This window comes from Paenibacillus polymyxa, from assembly GCF_001719045.1.
Taxonomy (GTDB): domain Bacteria; phylum Bacillota; class Bacilli; order Paenibacillales; family Paenibacillaceae; genus Paenibacillus; species Paenibacillus polymyxa_B.
In genome coordinates, this window is sequence record NZ_CP015423.1 from 3,320,237 (window position 1) to 3,336,911 (window position 16,675).

Consider the following 16,675-nt stretch of genomic DNA (forward strand, 5'->3'; position numbering starts at 1 on the left):
TCTTTAACCAAGAGATTTGCTGCTTTTTTTAATGTCAAAAACAACAGCCCCCGAATTTATCATGAGTGCAAAAAGTTTTCTGTTTTTGTCGAATATATACTTAAGTCCTAAGTTGTCGTTAAGAATAAGCTAGTTTTTTGTAAAAACACGTAGTTATATAGTACTTTTGTTCTAGTTATTTGTGATATAATGGTGAAAAAACCGGAAAATTGTTCCGAGGAGGACCATTATGACATGCAGCAATTGCAGCATCATATTACCTATTAAGGATCAAGGATTTCTCAGAATTAGGCATTCCAGGGTGTCGCTTACTCCAGCATTAGATGGTTTGGGTATGCTATCGGAACAAATGAAGCAGGAACATGAGCGTGAGGGTGGCATAGAGTTTCGCTATGACAGCCGTTCAGAGCTGGAACAGCTGGTTAACGGACTGGCTCGTCTGCCGAAGGAATACTTGAACCATATGCAAATTGTGGTGACCGGCTTGCATCATGTCGAAGGATATGAGGACTGGCTTTTATTTAGTCAATTGCAAGCCAGACTGCAACATCCGGATATCGTGAATATCATTAAGGATCAAAGTTTTTCCAGCCATATGCAACCTATTGTTGACCATAAGTTGGATATTATCGGGTTTGAGTTTTTACTGCGTCCGTCACATGCGGAGAGACCATTTCAGCCGTTACGACTGTTTGAAATCGCCCGTGAAGCTGGTTTGCATGCTCATCTGGATCGCTCGGCTCGTATTTCCGCTATTGAAAAAAGTGCAACATGCCTTCCGGCGGGAATTAAACGTTTTATTAACTTTCTCCCTTCGACCATTTATAATCCGGCTTATTGCTTGAATCACACCTTTGAGACGATTGATCAGTTATCCATGAATACGAAGGATTTTGTATTTGAGGTCGTAGAAACGGAAGAAATAGACGACCTTAATTTTTTGCATCATATCTTTGATCAATATCGTAATCGAGGAGTTTCGGTAGCCCTGGACGATGTGGGGGCAGGTTATTCTACGACAGAGCTTATGAATTGCCTTCAGCCGGATTATGTTAAAATTGACCGCAGTATAATTGACGGCTGTCATAGTAACAGTGATCAGAAGCGGCAAATTACAGGGATTGTAGAATCGGCTTTTCGTTTTGGAGGCCAAGTGTTGGCTGAAGGCGTAGAGCAGATGAAGGATTTTGAATTTTGTCGTGAAGCAGGTGTATCACTGGCTCAGGGTTATTTGTTTGGCAAGCCGGAGCCCGGTCCGCCCTCTAATTTTATACTTAGTAGCGTAATATAGTCAGGAACAAATTTAAGTAGACGTAGTTTATAAAAGTTGGAGCTTAAATAAGGCTGTGGCATAAGCAAATTCCAATTCTATTGGACAGTGCTTATATCACCATTAATGTAAAAAAAAACGCGAGTTGCAGAGGTTATCACACCTTTGCAACTCGCGTTTTTTGGTCATGCTTGCCCACCTGAGCAAGTTCTGGACAAGCGAAGCCACCCAGTCTCGAATTTACTTGGTAAGGAACGTTAAAAGTTTGGAACAGTTTACGACCATTTTTATTTTTAAAGTAAAGATTGACGTTTTGAAGACAATTGGATACAGTGTATTACATAGGAAACAGTGTTTCTTGCGTAATACATTGTATCCATACTAGGTAAAAAGTTTAACATTACAGGGAGGACAACCAAAATGAAAGCAGTGCAACTGAAAAATGGTTTTGGCTTTGAAGAGTTAACCTTGACGGAACTTGACATACCGGTGCCAGGACGGTTGGAAGTTCTAATCCGCATAAGGGCAGCGTCTCTGAATTACCGGGATTTGGTAATCATTAACGGAGTAATGCCAATCGGCATTCAATTTCCCTTCATTCCGTTATCTGATGGAGCGGGTGAAATTGTAGCTGTGGGCGAAGGGGTGACAAAATTTCAGATTGGACAAAGGGTAGCGGCAAATTTACAACAGAAATTCATTGGCGGAGCCACGAGAGCGGAGGTCTTAAAGGACAGTCTGGGAGGCCCGCTCAGTGGAGTGGCGTCTGAATATATCGTCCTGCATGAAGAAGGGGTCGTCGCCATTCCCGATCACCTTTCTTGGGAGGAGGCTTCCACCTTGCCGATTGCAGCATTAACCGCATGGAGCATGCTGATGGAATCCGGCGGGCTGCGAGCGGGGGATACGGTGCTCTTGCAAGGAACAGGCGGTGTTTCCATCTTTGGGCTTCAATTCTCTCTGATGGCGGGAGCAAGGGTAATTATCACATCGAGCAGCAATGACAAGCTGGAACGGGCAAAGGATCTCGGCGCATGGCAGACAATCAACTATTCGGAAGTTCCCGAGTGGGATAAGGTGGCTCTGGAGCTGACAGACGGCGGAGTCGACCATGTCCTGGATGTAGGGGGAGCGGCAACAATGGCGCAATCCATCAATGCACTTCGTACCGGAGGGACTGTGAACATGGTCGGCTTCTTATCGGGCTTGACTATTCCTGAGTTCGATGTCACCAGCATTTTGCAGAAGGCTGCGACGATTCGCGGCAGCCAAGTCGGTAACCGGGAACATTTCGAAAATATGAATCGTGCCATTTCCCGCCATCGTTTACATCCTGTCATTGACCGGGTATTCCCGCTCAGCCGAATCGGCGAAGCCTTCGCACTTTTGGCTGAAGGAAAACAGTATTTCGGTAAAATCGTCGTTCAAATATAAATATTATTCACATCACATAGGAGGCAATCTAATGCCCAGTAAACCTGATTTATCTGTCAAAGATTCTCAAGGAAGAAAGAATAAGAAACCGCGTAAATGGGTACGCAGAACCGGAGTATCGCTGCTGGCGGTAGTCCTTCTGGGAGTGGTTATTTTTATGCTCATCCCTTCCCCTGTCCAGCCTGCAAAATGGTTTGCACCTTCGGCCCCCTCATTTGAACAAGCGGGTCCATGGCAACAAAACAACAAACTCAGCTCCGCAGAGCTTGTTACAGATGCCCCTAAGTTTCCGGAATTTATCACCTTTGACAAGGTAGGAAATTTATATACGGGAGACTCCGACGGGAAAATTTATAAGGTTGCCTTTGATACTAAGGGCAATCCGCAAAAGGCCCAGCTATATGCAGATACCCAAGGAACGCCCAATGGACTTATGTTTGATGCAAGTGGAAATTTGATCGTTACGGATGTTAAGAAGGGGTTGCTGTCGGTAGATCCTTCTGGAAAAGTGACGGTGTTGGCCAATCAAGTCGACGGCACACCGATCTATTTGGCCAACGAGCTGGATATTGCCAAAGATGGTACCATTTATTTTTCTGACACCTCCAATTATGGCAGTGTAGTCTTCAAAGAAATCGCCGAGAACAAGCCACATGGACGTTTGCTGAAATATGATCCGGTGACCAAGCAGACGACAGTTCTGTTGGAAGGCCTTTATTTTGCGAACGGGGTTGCCTTGTCTGCGGACGAAGATTTTGTGCTTGTGGCAGAGTCGTATCACTACCAATTGACCCGATACTGGCTCAAAGGGCCGAAGAAGGGGACTTCGGATATTTTTGTGGATAATCTTGCCGGTTTTCCGGATAACATTACGCGTGATGATCAAGGCCATTTCTGGGTCGGTCTCTTCACAACACGTATTCCCTTTGTAGATCAGATGCATGGAAGCCCGTGGCTGGCTGGAATGATGGCCAAATTGCCTCAATCGCTGCTCAGCGGTGCAAGCGCACCTGTGAAGCATGGGCTTGCCGTGGAGCTTAATCCGCAGGGTAAACTTATCGGAAGCTGGCATGATCCTGAAGGCTCGCTTTATGGGGTAACCACGGCTGTGAACCATGACGGATATTTATATATAGGTACAGCTCCTGGAGGCAGCCAGGGTGTTCATCGCGTGCTTTTAACCAAATAAGCTTGGGGAGGGTATAACATGATATTGGATGAGTTGAGATTATCCTGGAAAGCGAAGGAAAGCCTGGCCGGGAAAGTAGCTTTGGTAACAGGCGCAAGCAGCGGCATTGGGGCATCGATTGCAAAAAAACTGGCAAAGCGAGGCGCGTATGTAGCTGTATTGGCACGCCGTCAGGAACGATTGGATGAATTGGTTCGCGACTTGCACCAAGAGGAATTGTACGAGGTCATGGCAATACCTGCCGATATCCAAAAAGCTGAAGACGTACAGCAGGCGGTCCACGCCATTCTTGAACGCTGGGGACGGCTTGACATTATCGTTGCCAATGCTGGCTTCGGGTATCGAAGCCCACTGGCAGAAGTGGAACTGGAAAGGTGGGAGGAGCTTTACAAGACGAATGTGCACGGTCTTGTCCTGACACTGAAGTACGGACTTCAGCCAATGAGGGAACAGGCCAAGGGGGATGTTGTCATTGTCTCCTCTATTGCAGCGAAGGAAGTGGTTGCCGGAGGAGGACTATACAGCGCTACCAAGTACGGCGTTAGCGCTATAGCCTCTGCATTGCGTTTGGAGACCAGTACGCAAGGAATTCGTGTAACTGCGATTCACCCCGGGGCGGTGGCGACGGAATTTTCGCAGGTGGCCGGATATCCCGAGCAGGAAATTCGGGCGTTTGCTTCGAGCGTTTTGCCGCTGCATCCCGATGATGTCGCAGAAGCTGCCCTTTTTGCACTAGAGCAGCCGGAGCATGTCAATATTCCAGAGTTGACCATTATGCCTTCGAGGCAGGTCCAGCGGTTCAAATAGAGCGATATTTATTCTGACACAAACCGGGTAACCGGGTATGGTCATCGCCATGCCGGGTATGGCGGCGATGAGGACTACGTGCCTTCGTTTGACCAAACCTGCTCAAATGGGTGAGCATGAACCAAAAAGCGCGAGCTATAGGGGGAATAACCCTTGCACTCGCGCTTTTTTATACTAATGACGAAGCGTGACTGTCCAATAAAATTTAAAACCAGCTTTGGGACAGCTCCATTTACTATAGAGCAGACCATATCCTGTGAAAATTTTGGCTCCACGTTCGCTCATCCAGTCATCGTGAGCATAGCTATAGTGTAATGACGTACAGACCTAGCGGCGTAGTTGCACTGCCGGCGACCATGAAGCTCAGATCATAGCTGGATCTACCGGGAGGGACGCTGATATCAGCCAATCGGCATACCTTGGTATTATCTCGTAGCAGAGGAATACCATATACACGATCGTCCACACGTACAGATCCGGCGAACGCGCCCCCACGTGGATTGGCGTAGATTCGTACGATACGTACCTCGTCACTGTCATTAACGATGGGAATGGTCGCGTTGTATATGGTTCCGAATTGTCCGCGATTATCTAGCGCAGGCCCCAGCTCGCTGCGTGCCCCGGTAAATAGCAGATCGGCAGGAGTCTCGCCGTTCAGCTTTTTGGTGGCACACGCCCGATAGTTGGCGCTCTGCCCCACCACGTACTCTGGCATCCGCGCATTCGTTTCGGAAAAGGACCACACCCCTCGTGGATGCGCCTGGGGTGGAGGTACGGGAGGAAGCGCGTCCATATGAATCTGGCGTAGATCGGTCTGCGTATCCTTGCTGATCACGGTGCGAATCACATAATCCAGCGTACCGTGGCCTTCAGCAAATTCTACTGTGAGGTCATAGATGAATCCGACCAGCGATCCTTCGGGCAGCTCAAATTCTTCCAGCAGGGCGGTGCCTTTGCTGAATTTATGACGGTCTGCTGGTTTCAGACGTTCCATCGTACCCGCCAAACAGCTTTTGGCAATAGACTGCCCGACATCTATAATCCAGTTGGCATCCTCAGGCACAATCTTAAGGGCACGTTCAATATGACGTACTTCTAGTTTAGCAGCGCTTCTGTTCTCTACGGTGATGCCCAGTTTAACAGCGCTGCTGATTTTGTTATAATGCCAGCCGAAAATGCGATGTTTGACTGTTCGGGTTGTCGTGCGAACCACGTCATGCCACAGGGTGGCTTGCTCGGTAGGTACCGTCACATGGGTAAGCGTCTCCGGATTATCGCTAAGCATCAGGCGGCGTGTTCCCCCCTCATTGGCTGACTCCACATCCACATGAATATTGGGCGGGATCACAGCAGTTTCCACAATCAGATCCTTTGGCTCCTTGGGTCGATGGTTCATGTCAATTCCTCCTTTTATTCAAAAGTGGCACCGCTTTGGGTACATGTATATGGGCAGTTCATAAATATAGGTAACGCCAGATACACTTTTACAACCTGTTTTGCAAAATATTTTTTTAAAATAAACCTCCGTAGGTTATAGCGGCTCTGCTGATGCATGGAAGCAAGCTTACAAGACTCTTGTTCCCCTTCACTAACGATTCGCAGACAGGTATTGCGTGTATGTTAAGAGCATAAGCTATTGGATGTACAGAGAAGCTACAGGAGGGAAACATGCCTAGAAAAATATGGTGGAAGGAAGCCGTTGTATATCAGATTTACCCGATCAGTTTTCAGGATTCTGACGGAGACGGTAAAGGGGACTTACGAGGTATTTTGTCCAGGCTGGATTATTTGTGTGAGCTGGGTATTGATGTAATTTGGATTTGTCCGGTATATAAATCGCCCAATCACGATAACGGATATGATATTAGTGATTATTATGCCATTATGGATGAGTTTGGAACAATGGAGGATTTTGACGAACTGCTTCACCAGGCGCATGAACGAGGCATCAAAATCATGATGGATTTGGTATTAAACCATACATCGGATGAGCATCCGTGGTTTACGGAGTCACGCTCGTCCAAGGATAATCCGAAGCGGGACTACTACATATGGCGAACAGGCAAAAATGGCGGATATCCGAACAACTGGGAATCGTATTTTTCCGGTTCAGTGTGGAAATATGACAAGCTTACAGACGAATATTACATGCATCTATATTCCGAGCATCAGCCAGATCTGAACTGGGAAAATGAAGAGATGGTGAGCGAGCTCTACCGCATGGTGGAATGGTGGCTGAAAAAGGGAGTCGATGGCTTCCGTTTTGACGCCATTGCCCATATTGTCAAAGCCGAGGGGCTGCCGGATGCCGATAATCCTGACAAACGAACCTTGGTACGTGCCTATCAGCTCTTTTCCAATCTAGAACAGGTACATGTACTTCTACGGATGCTGAATGAAAAATTACTGGAGCGTTATCCCTTAATGACAGTTGGCGAAACGTCTGGTTTAGGACCGGAACAGGCACTTGATTATGTGGGGGACCAGCGGCATGAGCTGAATATGGTTTTCCAGTTTGAACACATGTTTATTGATGCCCAAGGTCTGGGTACGGAAAAATGGAAATCCAAGCCGTGGACACTGGTGGAGCTGAAAAAAATAATGAGCAGCTGGCAGACAGTGCTTCATGAGGAAGGATGGAATGCCAATTATCTGAACAATCATGATCAGCCGCGGGCCCTCTCGCGATTTGCGAATGATGGACAATATCGTGTGGAGTCGGCCAAAATGCTGGCAACCTTCACGCATATGCTAGAGGGTACGCCTTATATTTATCAGGGTGAGGAAATTGGGATGACGAATATTGCATTCCCGTCCATTGATGATTATCGGGATGTGGAAACGTTGAATTATTATGAGCAACAACGGAAGATCGGTGAGTCTGAGGAACAGATTATGGCAGAGATCTGGCGGAAAAGTCGGGATAATGCGCGTACTCCTATGCAATGGAATGCTGGACCTTCAGCCGGATTTACCGATGGAGAGCCGTGGATGAAGATTAATGATAACTACACGCACATTAATGCAGAGGCAGAAAGAAGTAATCCAGACTCGATTTTCCACTATTATCGCAAGTTGATTGCTCTGCGTAAACAACATGAGGTCATAGTCTATGGCGAATACAAGCTGCTGTTGCCGCTGGATACGGAGCTGTATGTATTCACTCGTATGCTGGGAGAAGAGCGTTTGCTGGTCATTTTGAATTTCTTTGACCGTGATCCGGTGTACCACTGGCCCGAGGAGGACTTTCCTGTCGCTAAGGCGGAGCTGCTGCTGTCCAACTACAAGCCGGTTCAAGGGGAACAACTGCATGCCTTGAAGCTGCGCCCTTATGAAGCCAGGGTGTATAAGCTAACCATGCAATAGGCGTTGCTATCTTTAGAATGGTAAAAGGAAGGGAAGGTTCATAGAGAGACCTTCCCTTCCTTGGCGTTTGGCTAAATGGTAACTGTTTCAGCCAACTCACGTATTTTGGCGATAATCCGGTCTTCTTGATTTTCCCCTTCGTTAGAGATCGATTCAGTCGCGTAGGCTGCCAGTTCAGGATGGTGATGAATCATGACGGCATGTTGTGCCTCCTTGAACATCGGAATATCGTTCGCATCATTGCCGAAGGCGATAAATTGACGGGGCTGCACACCAAGCTTCTGAAGCGCGTTCCATTTATGGATATTTTGCGGGCTGATGTCCAGCACTTGTTCATTATGGTGTTGATGGATGACCACGCCGAGTGGCGAAAGCTTGGCAGCCAGCCCATCCATATCGTTATATCCATTACCTTCCTTGGTCGTAAACTAAAAAGCCCGATTCACACTGGCTACGCATGGGCAGGTGTGGATCGGGCTGATAACGTATCGACTCATTAAATTCAATTACTATTTAGTGATAATGCTTCACCTTAAGGTCGTCTAGACTTTTAAACTCATACCCTTGCTTGCGAGCCTCATCGATGATGGAACCAAGCGCCTCGGCATTGTCCTTGGATACGGAGTGGAGCAGAATAACCGCACCAGGGTGGAGCTGACCAATCACTTGACGATAGGCATAGTCCGTTCCTTGATGGATATTTGTGTCCCAGTCCTTGTAAGCCACGGACCAGAATACGCTCGTATATCCGGCTTCTCGACAGGAAGCCAATGCTTTTTCACTAAAAATGCCGCGAGGCGGCCGGACGTATTTCATTTCTTTTTGCCCGGTTAGCTCTGCCGATGCATTTCGTACCCGATCTAGCTCAGACCGGATCTCTGTCGAAGAAATGGTGCTCATATCAGGATGGCTCCATGAATGGTTTCCGATAATATGGCCCTCACTGGCCATGCGTCGCATCAAATCAGGCTGGTCTTTTACAAAATGCCCCGTCACAAAGAAGGCGGCTGGAACCTTTTTGGCCTTCAATACATCCAGCACTTTGGGAGTATACCCATTCTCATAGCCGTTGTCGAAAGTGAGAAATAATTCTTTTTTAGTGGTATCCCCCAGAAAGATGCCACCTTGCCTTTCGATTAGTTGCATAAAGCCTTCTTGTGCGATGGAAGGCAGCTCCCCTCCCTTACTTTTTTTGAACCCAAAATGATAAGGCTGTCCGCCAACAGTCTGAGTAGCCCATGCGGGTTCTGCCGTAACTGTCAACATCCCTATAACTGCAACGCATAGCCACAAGGTAAATATTCGCTTCATCTATCTTCCTCCGCTTCCGTCCCGTTCGGGCAAGGTGTGTATGCTTCGGCATATTTCATACCATTTGCAATATCATGCTGATTTATGCAAGAACTGAACTAACCAAGACTCAAAACACATATTGACATGAATATTAAATCGAAGTAGTATACTTTATAAAACTCACTAGAATACTCGGATTTAATTCGATCATTCATGCCAAAGAAAAGCAATCAGCTTAGAACATCTTACATACTTGTGAGAACGGAAGGAGTTAGGACTCATGATTGAACTTAGGAATGTATCCAAAACCTATGTGAGAAAAGGTCTAAGTATTGAAGCGTTAAAAAATATAAATATCAAAGTGGATAAAGGAGATATCTTCGGGTTTATCGGATTCAGTGGCGCAGGGAAAAGTACGCTGATCCGTTTGGTCAATCGTCTGGAGAAAGTAACCAGCGGAGAGGTTCTTGTTGAGGGGGAACAGTTAAATACCTATTCGACCTCTGGGCTGCGAAAGGTAAGAAAGAAGATCGGAATGATCTTTCAGCATTTTAATCTGCTGGAATCGAAAACAGTATTCGACAACATTGCAATTCCGTTGGTGCTACTTAAGCGCAACAAACGGGAAATAGAGAGGCGTGTAAAAGAGCTTTTGGCGTTCATAGGATTGTCGGACAAGGCGAATAGCTACCCCAGCGAGCTTTCCGGCGGACAAAAGCAGCGTGTGGGGATTGCACGGGCGCTTGCGAGCAATCCGTCCATTTTGCTCTGTGATGAGGCAACCTCGGCACTTGATCCGCAGACCACACAGTCAATTCTCGACTTGCTTCGCAAAATCAATAAGGAATACAAGATCACTATTTTGATCATCACCCATGAGATGTCGGTGATTCAGCGGATTTGCAACAAGGTAGCCGTAATGGAAAAGGGGGAAATCATCGAGCAGGGCAATGTCCTGGAGGTATTCGGGCAGCCGCAGCACCCAACGACGCAGAGCTTTGTACGCACGGTCATTCACGATACGGTACCCGAGAGTGTGCTGCAAACGTTCGAACAGCAAGAATCACAGCGAATATACAAGCTGGAATTTATAGGGCAGGTTGCTTCTGATCCGGTGGTTCATGAATTGATTCGGCAGCATGATATCCACGTGAACATTTTGTTTGCCAACATGACGGAGATTCAAGAAACGACGATTGGCTATATGACGATTCAACTGCGCGGTGGACAGCATGCCGTTCAGCAGGCTGTTGATTTTCTCAAGAGCAAAGGAGTCCATATTCAGGAGGTAGAGAGTCTATGATGATTACAGGAACTACGATCACCTGGGATCAACTGTGGGAAGCTTTGTATGAATCCGTGCTCATGGTCAGCATATCATTATTCATTGGCGCCCTGATCGGTATCCCTATCGGTATTTTACTCGTCATCACCCGTCCGGGCGGGATTCTGGAGAACAAATGGCTGCACAATATTTTGAATCCGATCATTAACATTGTTCGTTCCTTACCGTTTATTATCTTGCTGATTGCGATCATTCCGTTAACCCGTCTGATTGTGAATACATCCATTGGGACCAGTGCGGCAATTGTCCCCTTGATTATATACATTGCGCCATATATTGGAAGGCTGGTCGAAAACTCGCTGTTGGAGGTAAATCCGGGGATACTGGAGGCAGCAGATGCGATGGGGGCGACCCCGTTTCAGGTCATTCGATACTTTTTGCTTCCTGAGGCATTCAGTTCTCTGATTTTGTCGTTAACGACAGCAGCCATTGGTCTGATTGGTGCTACTGCTATGGCTGGTGCGGTCGGCGGAGGCGGAATTGGCGATCTGGCGATCGCATATGGCTATCAACGTTTTGATACGCTGGTTATGCTGATTACCGTCATCATTCTAGTCTTGTTTGTACAAGGTGTTCAGTCCTTGGGGAACCTATTGTCCCGTAAAGCACGCAGGGGCTAAATTAGATGTTTTTCTTTTTCACCTATTGTCTGTTCATAGCTTGTAATTTTATAATCCATGCGTTCCAACACATTTTCCATATCTTTCATTTTTGCAATGAGCTGCTTGCGCTGCTCTATTAGGAGTTCTTTTCTAGCATTCATCGTTTCATCACCCTGTTGGAATAACCTAACATACTCAATCAAAATTTCAATGGGAAGTCCTACGCCTCGCATACATTTAATATATTCAACCCATCTGCAATCTTCTTCCGTGTAATCCCTGATGCCACTTTTATTACGGTTCACACGCGGAATAAGTCCGATGCGTTCATAATAGCGGAGTGTATCCTGAGATAGTTCAAATTTTTTGCTTACTTCTGCGATCAACATGCAGACTTCACCTCCTGATTTCTGATCAAGAAACGCCCTATGTAAATGGATAGGGCGTTCTTGTCGTTTCTTATTTCGAAACTGTCATTTCATCCATATTTACTGAGCGCCAACTACCGGATGAGGAACATAAGGCTCTTCCAGCAATGCGATTTCTTCAGGTGTTAACGTAATCGAAAGAGCAGCTACTGCATCTTCAAGATGAGACGTTTTCGTAGCACCGATAATCGGAGCTGTTACCGGTTCTTTCTGTAGCAACCAGGCAAGTGCGATTTGAACGCGGGGAACTCCACGTTTTTCTGCGATGGCCGCAACCTGCTCCACGATCAATCGATCGGTATCGGCAGTCGCATCGTATTTAGATTTCGCAACCTGATCGGTTTCGGAACGGTGTGTTGTTTCCTGCGCACCACGCGTCAATCTTCCACCTGCAAGCGGGCTGTATGGAATCACACCGATTTTTTCTTCCTTACAAAGCGGCAGCATCTCTCTCTCCTCTTCACGATATAAGAGATTTAAATGATTCTGCATTGATACAAATCGGGTCCATCCATTCTTTTCAGCGACATGTAACGCCTTTAGAAACTGCCATGCGTACATAGCAGAAGCACCAATATATCTTGCCTTCCCGGCCTTCACAACATCATGTAATGCTTCCATCGTCTCTTCAATAGGGGTATTGTAATCCCAGCGATGGATTTGGTACAGATCCACATAATCTGTCCCCAGTCGCTTAAGGCTCTTATCTATTTCACTCATGATAGCCTTTCGGGAAAGTCCCGCACCATTCGGGCCTTGATGCATACGGAAATGAACCTTTGTCGCGAGGACAATTTCATCTCGATTCGCATAATCCTTTAAAGCCCGTCCAACAATTTCTTCGCTAGTTCCATCTGAATATACATTCGCGGTATCGAAAAAATTAATACCTAGCTCCAGGGCATTTTTTATAATGGGACGACTGCGCTCTTCATCTAGTATCCATGGGTGAATCCACCGTTCTGCAACCCCAAAGCCCATACACCCAAGACAAAGCCGGGATACATCCAAGCCGGTATTTCCAAGTTTCACATAGTCCATTTGATTATACCTCGCTTTCCTAGATATTGTTTTCTTCAAATGTAGTCTACTCCAGCTACTTACACCGGATATTATTACATTTGGAGTTCACTCCAAGTCAAGCAATTTTGCTCCGGAATGATTCGTGTAGGTCTAATTGTTCAGAATCGGTTCAGTGGGGTTTCGTATACTTCTCTTAGCATAGTTCCTTGGTTGCATAAATCGTAGAACTAAACATGACTAAAGCCTTTGATAAAACAGGATATATGCCAATAAATAGTGTCTAGGAGTGGAAATGTTGAAACTTGTAAATCGAAATAAATGGATTGCATCTGCGATGGTATTGGGTATTGCTTCAGGTTCAATCGTATCTCTGCCTTGGGTGGGCGGCGTCCAGACTGCTTATGCAGCGACAGCAGATACGCAAAGCGAAACTGGATTTGTAACACAAGCTCGCACCTTGGGTTTGATGACAGGCGGTAATCAGGGCGATTTTATGGCACAAAAAAATTTGACCCGTGCAGAAGCGGCTAAAATTCTGTGCAGTCTGTTCCAGTTGGAAGTTAACAACCAGTCGCAGACTTCTTTTATGGATGTATCGTCCGATGCATGGGGCGCTCCCTATATTGAGGCTGTACGTGCAGCCGGGTATATGACAGGTAACGGGGAGCTGTTCCGTCCGGGGGATGCCATTACCAAGGAAGAACTGATCGTATCGCTAGTACGTGCAATGGACTTACAGGATGCCGGCACAGCGAATGCACAGCAAAATGCAGTTCAAGTTGCCCGCTCTTATGGTCTGTTATCAGAGGATGCTTCTACAACGGATTTGAAAAATCCATTGAACCGGGAGAGTGGTGCGGAAGTATTCGTCAGCCTGCTGGATCATCCGGTAGGAGAAGTGAAATCAGAGGGGAATACCGTTCGAATCGGAAATATCCCGTACCAGTTGGAAGGATCTTTGCAAGGTTTGTTTGGTGAAAATAACAAAGCTGTATTAAAAGGGGCAAAATTCGACCTTAACCGTAATTTGCATACACTGACAGGTGTGAATAAGCTGGAAATTAACGCAGACGGTGGCGTTCTTGACGGCAAGGGCGTGTCTTTTGAGGGGCGCCTGATCGTTAATGGCTCGGTAACCTTGAAGAACATGTCCTCTACAGGGGTATTGGAAATCAAAGGCACAGGGACCCAGCCTGTATCGGCCATTTTGGAAAATACGGCATGGTCTGGTGTGGAGCTTGGCTCCAAGGATGCCAAGCTGACAGCAACCGGGACGACGAAGATCGACAACCTGACGCTGAAAAATGATGCATCGATCGTGACCGAGGGAAATGCCGCGATTAGCCGCGTTTCGTTGCAACAGGGACTGGGCAAGCTGTTGGTTAGCGGCAGTATTGGTTTGCTGGATGCATCACAATATGTGGGCGTTCCTTTTATTACGCTGGCTAAGGGAGCTACAATCAACCAGCTTAACCTGCCGGAACAAAAACAGCCGCAGGATGTTATCATTAACTATGATGCGATGAAAGAAGCTGTTAGTCTCGTGAATGGCACGACGAACTCGTCCTCTACTGGATCAGTTGTCACGGAAACAGAGAGCAAAGATAAGAAAAAACACAACAGTGATATTGTCAACGTAGACCGCAGTCAGCTGGAGGCAGAAGTCCATGCAGCCAAAGATCTGCTGGATCGTACAGGTGAGGGTGGACCGGATCAGGCACTCTACCCGGCTACGGCGAAGGAAAGCCTGTCGGCAGCAATCCATCAGGCTACGCTGGTACTCAACAATACTACAGCTACACAGGCAGAGGTAGATCAAGCGCTCAGCACATTGAAACAGGAAGTTTCTGTGTACACAGATTCAGCCACAGAACCGGTGATTGGAACACAGGAATTAGTTAGACTGATTCAGGTAGCTTCGACTACCCTTGAGCAAAATCGAATGGTTAGCGACGAATTCCCACCTCTTTGGGATGATTCATTAAGTCAAGCAATTCAATTTGGCAATAATGTGTTAGAAGGGAATGCGCCCCAAAATATAGTGGATCGGGAAGTAGTAAGCCTGCGTCGAGTAATTGAAGTCTACAATGCATCAGTAAAACTGAGAGATGCCTATCTGCATTTTCTCGATGTAACGGATCGTGTGGAGAATTTGAACACAGATAAAGCGCGTTATAAGTCCTTAGTGAGGGAAGGATTAAGCGTATATGTGAATCCATTAACTACAACGGAGCAGTTGGACGAATGGACACAAAAAATAGAAGCTACCACAGAATCATTCTTGGTACTGCAAACAGTGGACTTCTCAGTGCTTAAAAATACTTTACAAGAAGCGCAGGTTATCTACGATCAGAGTAGCGCTCAAAATGCCGAACTGGGCAACCTCATTCAGGAATATACAGAGAAGATGCACACCGCTATGACGCAGCTGGATGTATTGAACTTGAACATGGAGCTGAGTCAAAGGCTTGCGGAATTCACTGCACCAGTGCCTGCTACAACTCGGGAAAAACTGCAACAGCTGGTTCATGACGTTCATCTAAAACTGCTGTCTGACCCTATCGCTCGTAATTATTTGAATACGGAAATGCTCCCTTTAGAGCAACTAACAGAACAAGCCAACTTTGCACTCATGATGCCGTTTACTCCTGAGGAGCAATTGGTGATCTCTTATAATCAATTAAGTCAGGCTAAAGGGAACTATATTGAAAAATATAACGAGAAAAGACTACAATTAAGACACGAAATCATTGAAATGCAGGCATCGATCAATGGAATTTTGGTGCAAAATTCAGGCTCATTAAGCGCTGAAGCCCAGCAAGCCTTGTCTTCTGCTTCAGAGCATGCCTCCATCTTCTTAGGTTTGCCTAGCTTTGAATTGCAAGACGTGGTTCCTGTATACGAGGAGTTGCAACAGGTACAGAGCCAGTATGCTGCACCCATAGCAGTGGATACCATGTTCTTAAATTTCAACATAAGTATAGCTAATAATGAAGTTCAGACGTTCGGCCGTCATTATACCCAACAAGATAACGAAGAACTTCAAGGGCAAATTAATCAGGCAAGCCTTGTGCTTAATACTCCGGATATTACACAGCTTCAGGTAGATCAGGCTAACACAGATTTGATTACAGCACTTTCGAACTACCAATCCAAATGGATCGTAACTGATCTTGATATCAATGAGCTCAAGAACATTGCGAACAATCTGCTTACAGTAAATGGTACAGATCCTACGACGGTCTACTTTCACAGAGTAGTGGATGCATACAATCGTCTGGACCAGTATTATCCTATGCCGGAAATCAAGAAAAATTATATGAATCTGGAAGATGCGATTCAGGAGTATAAAGATTTTATAGCCAGCCAGCAACAAAGCAGCGGAACAGGAAGCAGTGACAGCAGCGGTGGAGCAACACCACCAAGCGATAGCAGCGGAACAGGAAGCGGCGACAGCAGCGGAGGAGCAACGCCGCCAAGCGATAGCAGCGGAACAGGAAGCGGCGACAGCAGCGGTGGAGCAACACCACCGAGCGATAGCAGCGGAATAGGAAGCGGCGACAGCAGCGGTGGAGCAACACCACCAAGCGACAACAGCGGAACAGGAAGCAGCGATAGCAGCGGTGGAGCAACGCCGCCAAGCGACAACAGCGGAACAGGAAGCGGCGACAGCAGTGGAGGAGTAATACCACCAAGCGATAGCAGCGGAGACGATTCAGGCTCGATTCCTGGCGGTGGCAATGATGAAGGCATGATTCCTTAATAAGGGAAATGCAGGGAGTACAAGGGTGTATAAAAGGGGACGATTCCGCACAGATTTTTGTCTGCGGCGGGCGTCCCTTTTTGCATGGGCAGCGCTTCTAATACAGCTGGTTAGAATAACCGATACTAAAAGATAGACGATATTGAAAAGAGCGG

13 protein-coding genes are annotated in these 16,675 nt (G+C 46.7%); 8 read left to right on the forward strand and 5 right to left on the reverse strand.

What is annotated here, in order from left to right:
* Positions 1-229 precede the first annotated feature (229 nt).
* The 4 genes from AOU00_RS14865 (at position 230) to AOU00_RS14880 (ending at position 4,700) form a co-directional block, all read left to right on the forward strand.
* A complete protein-coding gene (locus tag AOU00_RS14865; protein ID WP_069290923.1) occupies positions 230-1,291 on the forward strand; it encodes an EAL domain-containing protein in 1,062 nt (353 codons plus the stop codon).
* A 399-nt stretch (positions 1,292-1,690) separates the two neighbouring features.
* Positions 1,691-2,704, forward strand: a complete 1,014-nt coding sequence (locus AOU00_RS14870) for a zinc-dependent alcohol dehydrogenase family protein (RefSeq protein WP_069290924.1) — start codon at positions 1,691-1,693, stop codon at positions 2,702-2,704.
* A 31-nt stretch (positions 2,705-2,735) separates the two neighbouring features.
* Positions 2,736-3,893, forward strand: coding sequence for an SMP-30/gluconolactonase/LRE family protein (locus tag AOU00_RS14875; protein ID WP_069290925.1), 1,158 nt, complete (start codon positions 2,736-2,738; stop codon positions 3,891-3,893).
* Positions 3,894-3,911: 18 nt separating this feature from the next.
* Positions 3,912-4,700: an SDR family oxidoreductase gene (locus tag AOU00_RS14880; protein ID WP_069290926.1), complete on the forward strand. Its 789-nt coding sequence runs from the start codon at positions 3,912-3,914 to the stop codon at positions 4,698-4,700.
* A 304-nt stretch (positions 4,701-5,004) separates the two neighbouring features.
* On the opposite strand, the gene AOU00_RS14885 is transcribed toward AOU00_RS14880, so the two are convergent.
* Positions 5,005-6,096 (reverse strand): hypothetical protein, encoded by a 1,092-nt coding sequence (locus AOU00_RS14885; protein WP_069290927.1) that lies wholly within the window; start codon positions 6,094-6,096, stop codon positions 5,005-5,007.
* Positions 6,097-6,368: 272 nt separating this feature from the next.
* On the opposite strand from AOU00_RS14885, the gene AOU00_RS14890 reads away from it, so the two are divergent.
* Positions 6,369-8,066: a glycoside hydrolase family 13 protein gene (locus AOU00_RS14890; protein WP_069290928.1), complete on the forward strand. Its 1,698-nt coding sequence runs from the start codon at positions 6,369-6,371 to the stop codon at positions 8,064-8,066.
* Positions 8,067-8,137: 71 nt separating this feature from the next.
* Here the strand turns inward: AOU00_RS14890 and AOU00_RS14895 are convergent, their stop codons facing one another.
* Both AOU00_RS14895 and pdaA read right to left on the reverse strand, forming a co-directional pair.
* Complete coding sequence (locus AOU00_RS14895; RefSeq protein WP_231109479.1) at positions 8,138-8,461, reverse strand: HAD family hydrolase; 324 nt, start codon at positions 8,459-8,461, stop codon at positions 8,138-8,140.
* Between the two features lie 118 nt (positions 8,462-8,579).
* Positions 8,580-9,377, reverse strand: a complete 798-nt coding sequence (gene pdaA / locus AOU00_RS14900; protein ID WP_061831141.1) for a delta-lactam-biosynthetic de-N-acetylase — start codon at positions 9,375-9,377, stop codon at positions 8,580-8,582.
* A 262-nt stretch (positions 9,378-9,639) separates the two neighbouring features.
* On the opposite strand from pdaA, the gene AOU00_RS14905 reads away from it, so the two are divergent.
* Together AOU00_RS14905 and AOU00_RS14910 are read left to right on the forward strand one after the other, a co-directional pair.
* Positions 9,640-10,662, forward strand: coding sequence for a methionine ABC transporter ATP-binding protein (locus AOU00_RS14905; protein ID WP_061831142.1), 1,023 nt, complete (start codon positions 9,640-9,642; stop codon positions 10,660-10,662).
* On the forward strand, positions 10,659-11,324 hold the full coding sequence (locus tag AOU00_RS14910; protein ID WP_061831143.1) for a methionine ABC transporter permease: 666 nt from the start codon (positions 10,659-10,661) through the stop codon (positions 11,322-11,324). Before AOU00_RS14905 ends, AOU00_RS14910 begins: the two co-directional genes overlap by 4 nt.
* On the opposite strand, the gene AOU00_RS14915 is transcribed toward AOU00_RS14910, so the two are convergent.
* Both AOU00_RS14915 and AOU00_RS14920 read right to left on the reverse strand, forming a co-directional pair.
* A complete protein-coding gene (locus AOU00_RS14915) occupies positions 11,321-11,695 on the reverse strand; it encodes a MerR family transcriptional regulator (protein WP_025722906.1) in 375 nt (124 codons plus the stop codon). The two genes, AOU00_RS14910 and AOU00_RS14915, sit on opposite strands and share 4 nt — an antisense overlap.
* A 99-nt stretch (positions 11,696-11,794) precedes the next feature.
* Positions 11,795-12,775 carry an aldo/keto reductase gene (locus AOU00_RS14920; protein ID WP_061831144.1) on the reverse strand — a complete coding sequence of 327 codons (981 nt, stop codon included), beginning with the start codon at positions 12,773-12,775 and terminating at the stop codon, positions 11,795-11,797.
* Between the two features lie 274 nt (positions 12,776-13,049).
* On the opposite strand from AOU00_RS14920, the gene AOU00_RS14925 reads away from it, so the two are divergent.
* A complete protein-coding gene (locus tag AOU00_RS14925) occupies positions 13,050-16,520 on the forward strand; it encodes an S-layer homology domain-containing protein (protein ID WP_069290929.1) in 3,471 nt (1,156 codons plus the stop codon).
* Positions 16,521-16,675 lie beyond the last annotated feature (155 nt).

Excerpts from the sequence above, each read along its gene's own strand:
- AOU00_RS14920 (WP_061831144.1), bottom strand. The coding sequence starts at position 12,775 with ATGGACTATGTGAAACTTGGAAATACCGGCTTGGATGTATCCCGGCTT.
- AOU00_RS14865 (WP_069290923.1), top strand. The coding sequence starts at position 230 with ATGACATGCAGCAATTGCAGCATCATATTACCTATTAAGGATCAAGGA.
- AOU00_RS14890 (WP_069290928.1), top strand. The coding sequence starts at position 6,369 with ATGCCTAGAAAAATATGGTGGAAGGAAGCCGTTGTATATCAGATTTAC.
- AOU00_RS14880 (WP_069290926.1), top strand. The coding sequence starts at position 3,912 with ATGATATTGGATGAGTTGAGATTATCCTGGAAAGCGAAGGAAAGCCTG.
- AOU00_RS14925 (WP_069290929.1), top strand. The coding sequence starts at position 13,050 with ATGTTGAAACTTGTAAATCGAAATAAATGGATTGCATCTGCGATGGTA.
- AOU00_RS14870 (WP_069290924.1), top strand. The coding sequence starts at position 1,691 with ATGAAAGCAGTGCAACTGAAAAATGGTTTTGGCTTTGAAGAGTTAACC.
- AOU00_RS14895 (WP_231109479.1), bottom strand. The coding sequence starts at position 8,461 with ATGGATGGGCTGGCTGCCAAGCTTTCGCCACTCGGCGTGGTCATCCAT.
- AOU00_RS14910 (WP_061831143.1), top strand. The coding sequence starts at position 10,659 with ATGATGATTACAGGAACTACGATCACCTGGGATCAACTGTGGGAAGCT.
- pdaA (WP_061831141.1), bottom strand. The coding sequence starts at position 9,377 with ATGAAGCGAATATTTACCTTGTGGCTATGCGTTGCAGTTATAGGGATG.
- AOU00_RS14905 (WP_061831142.1), top strand. The coding sequence starts at position 9,640 with ATGATTGAACTTAGGAATGTATCCAAAACCTATGTGAGAAAAGGTCTA.
- AOU00_RS14885 (WP_069290927.1), bottom strand. The coding sequence starts at position 6,096 with ATGAACCATCGACCCAAGGAGCCAAAGGATCTGATTGTGGAAACTGCT.
- AOU00_RS14915 (WP_025722906.1), bottom strand. The coding sequence starts at position 11,695 with ATGTTGATCGCAGAAGTAAGCAAAAAATTTGAACTATCTCAGGATACA.
- AOU00_RS14875 (WP_069290925.1), top strand. The coding sequence starts at position 2,736 with ATGCCCAGTAAACCTGATTTATCTGTCAAAGATTCTCAAGGAAGAAAG.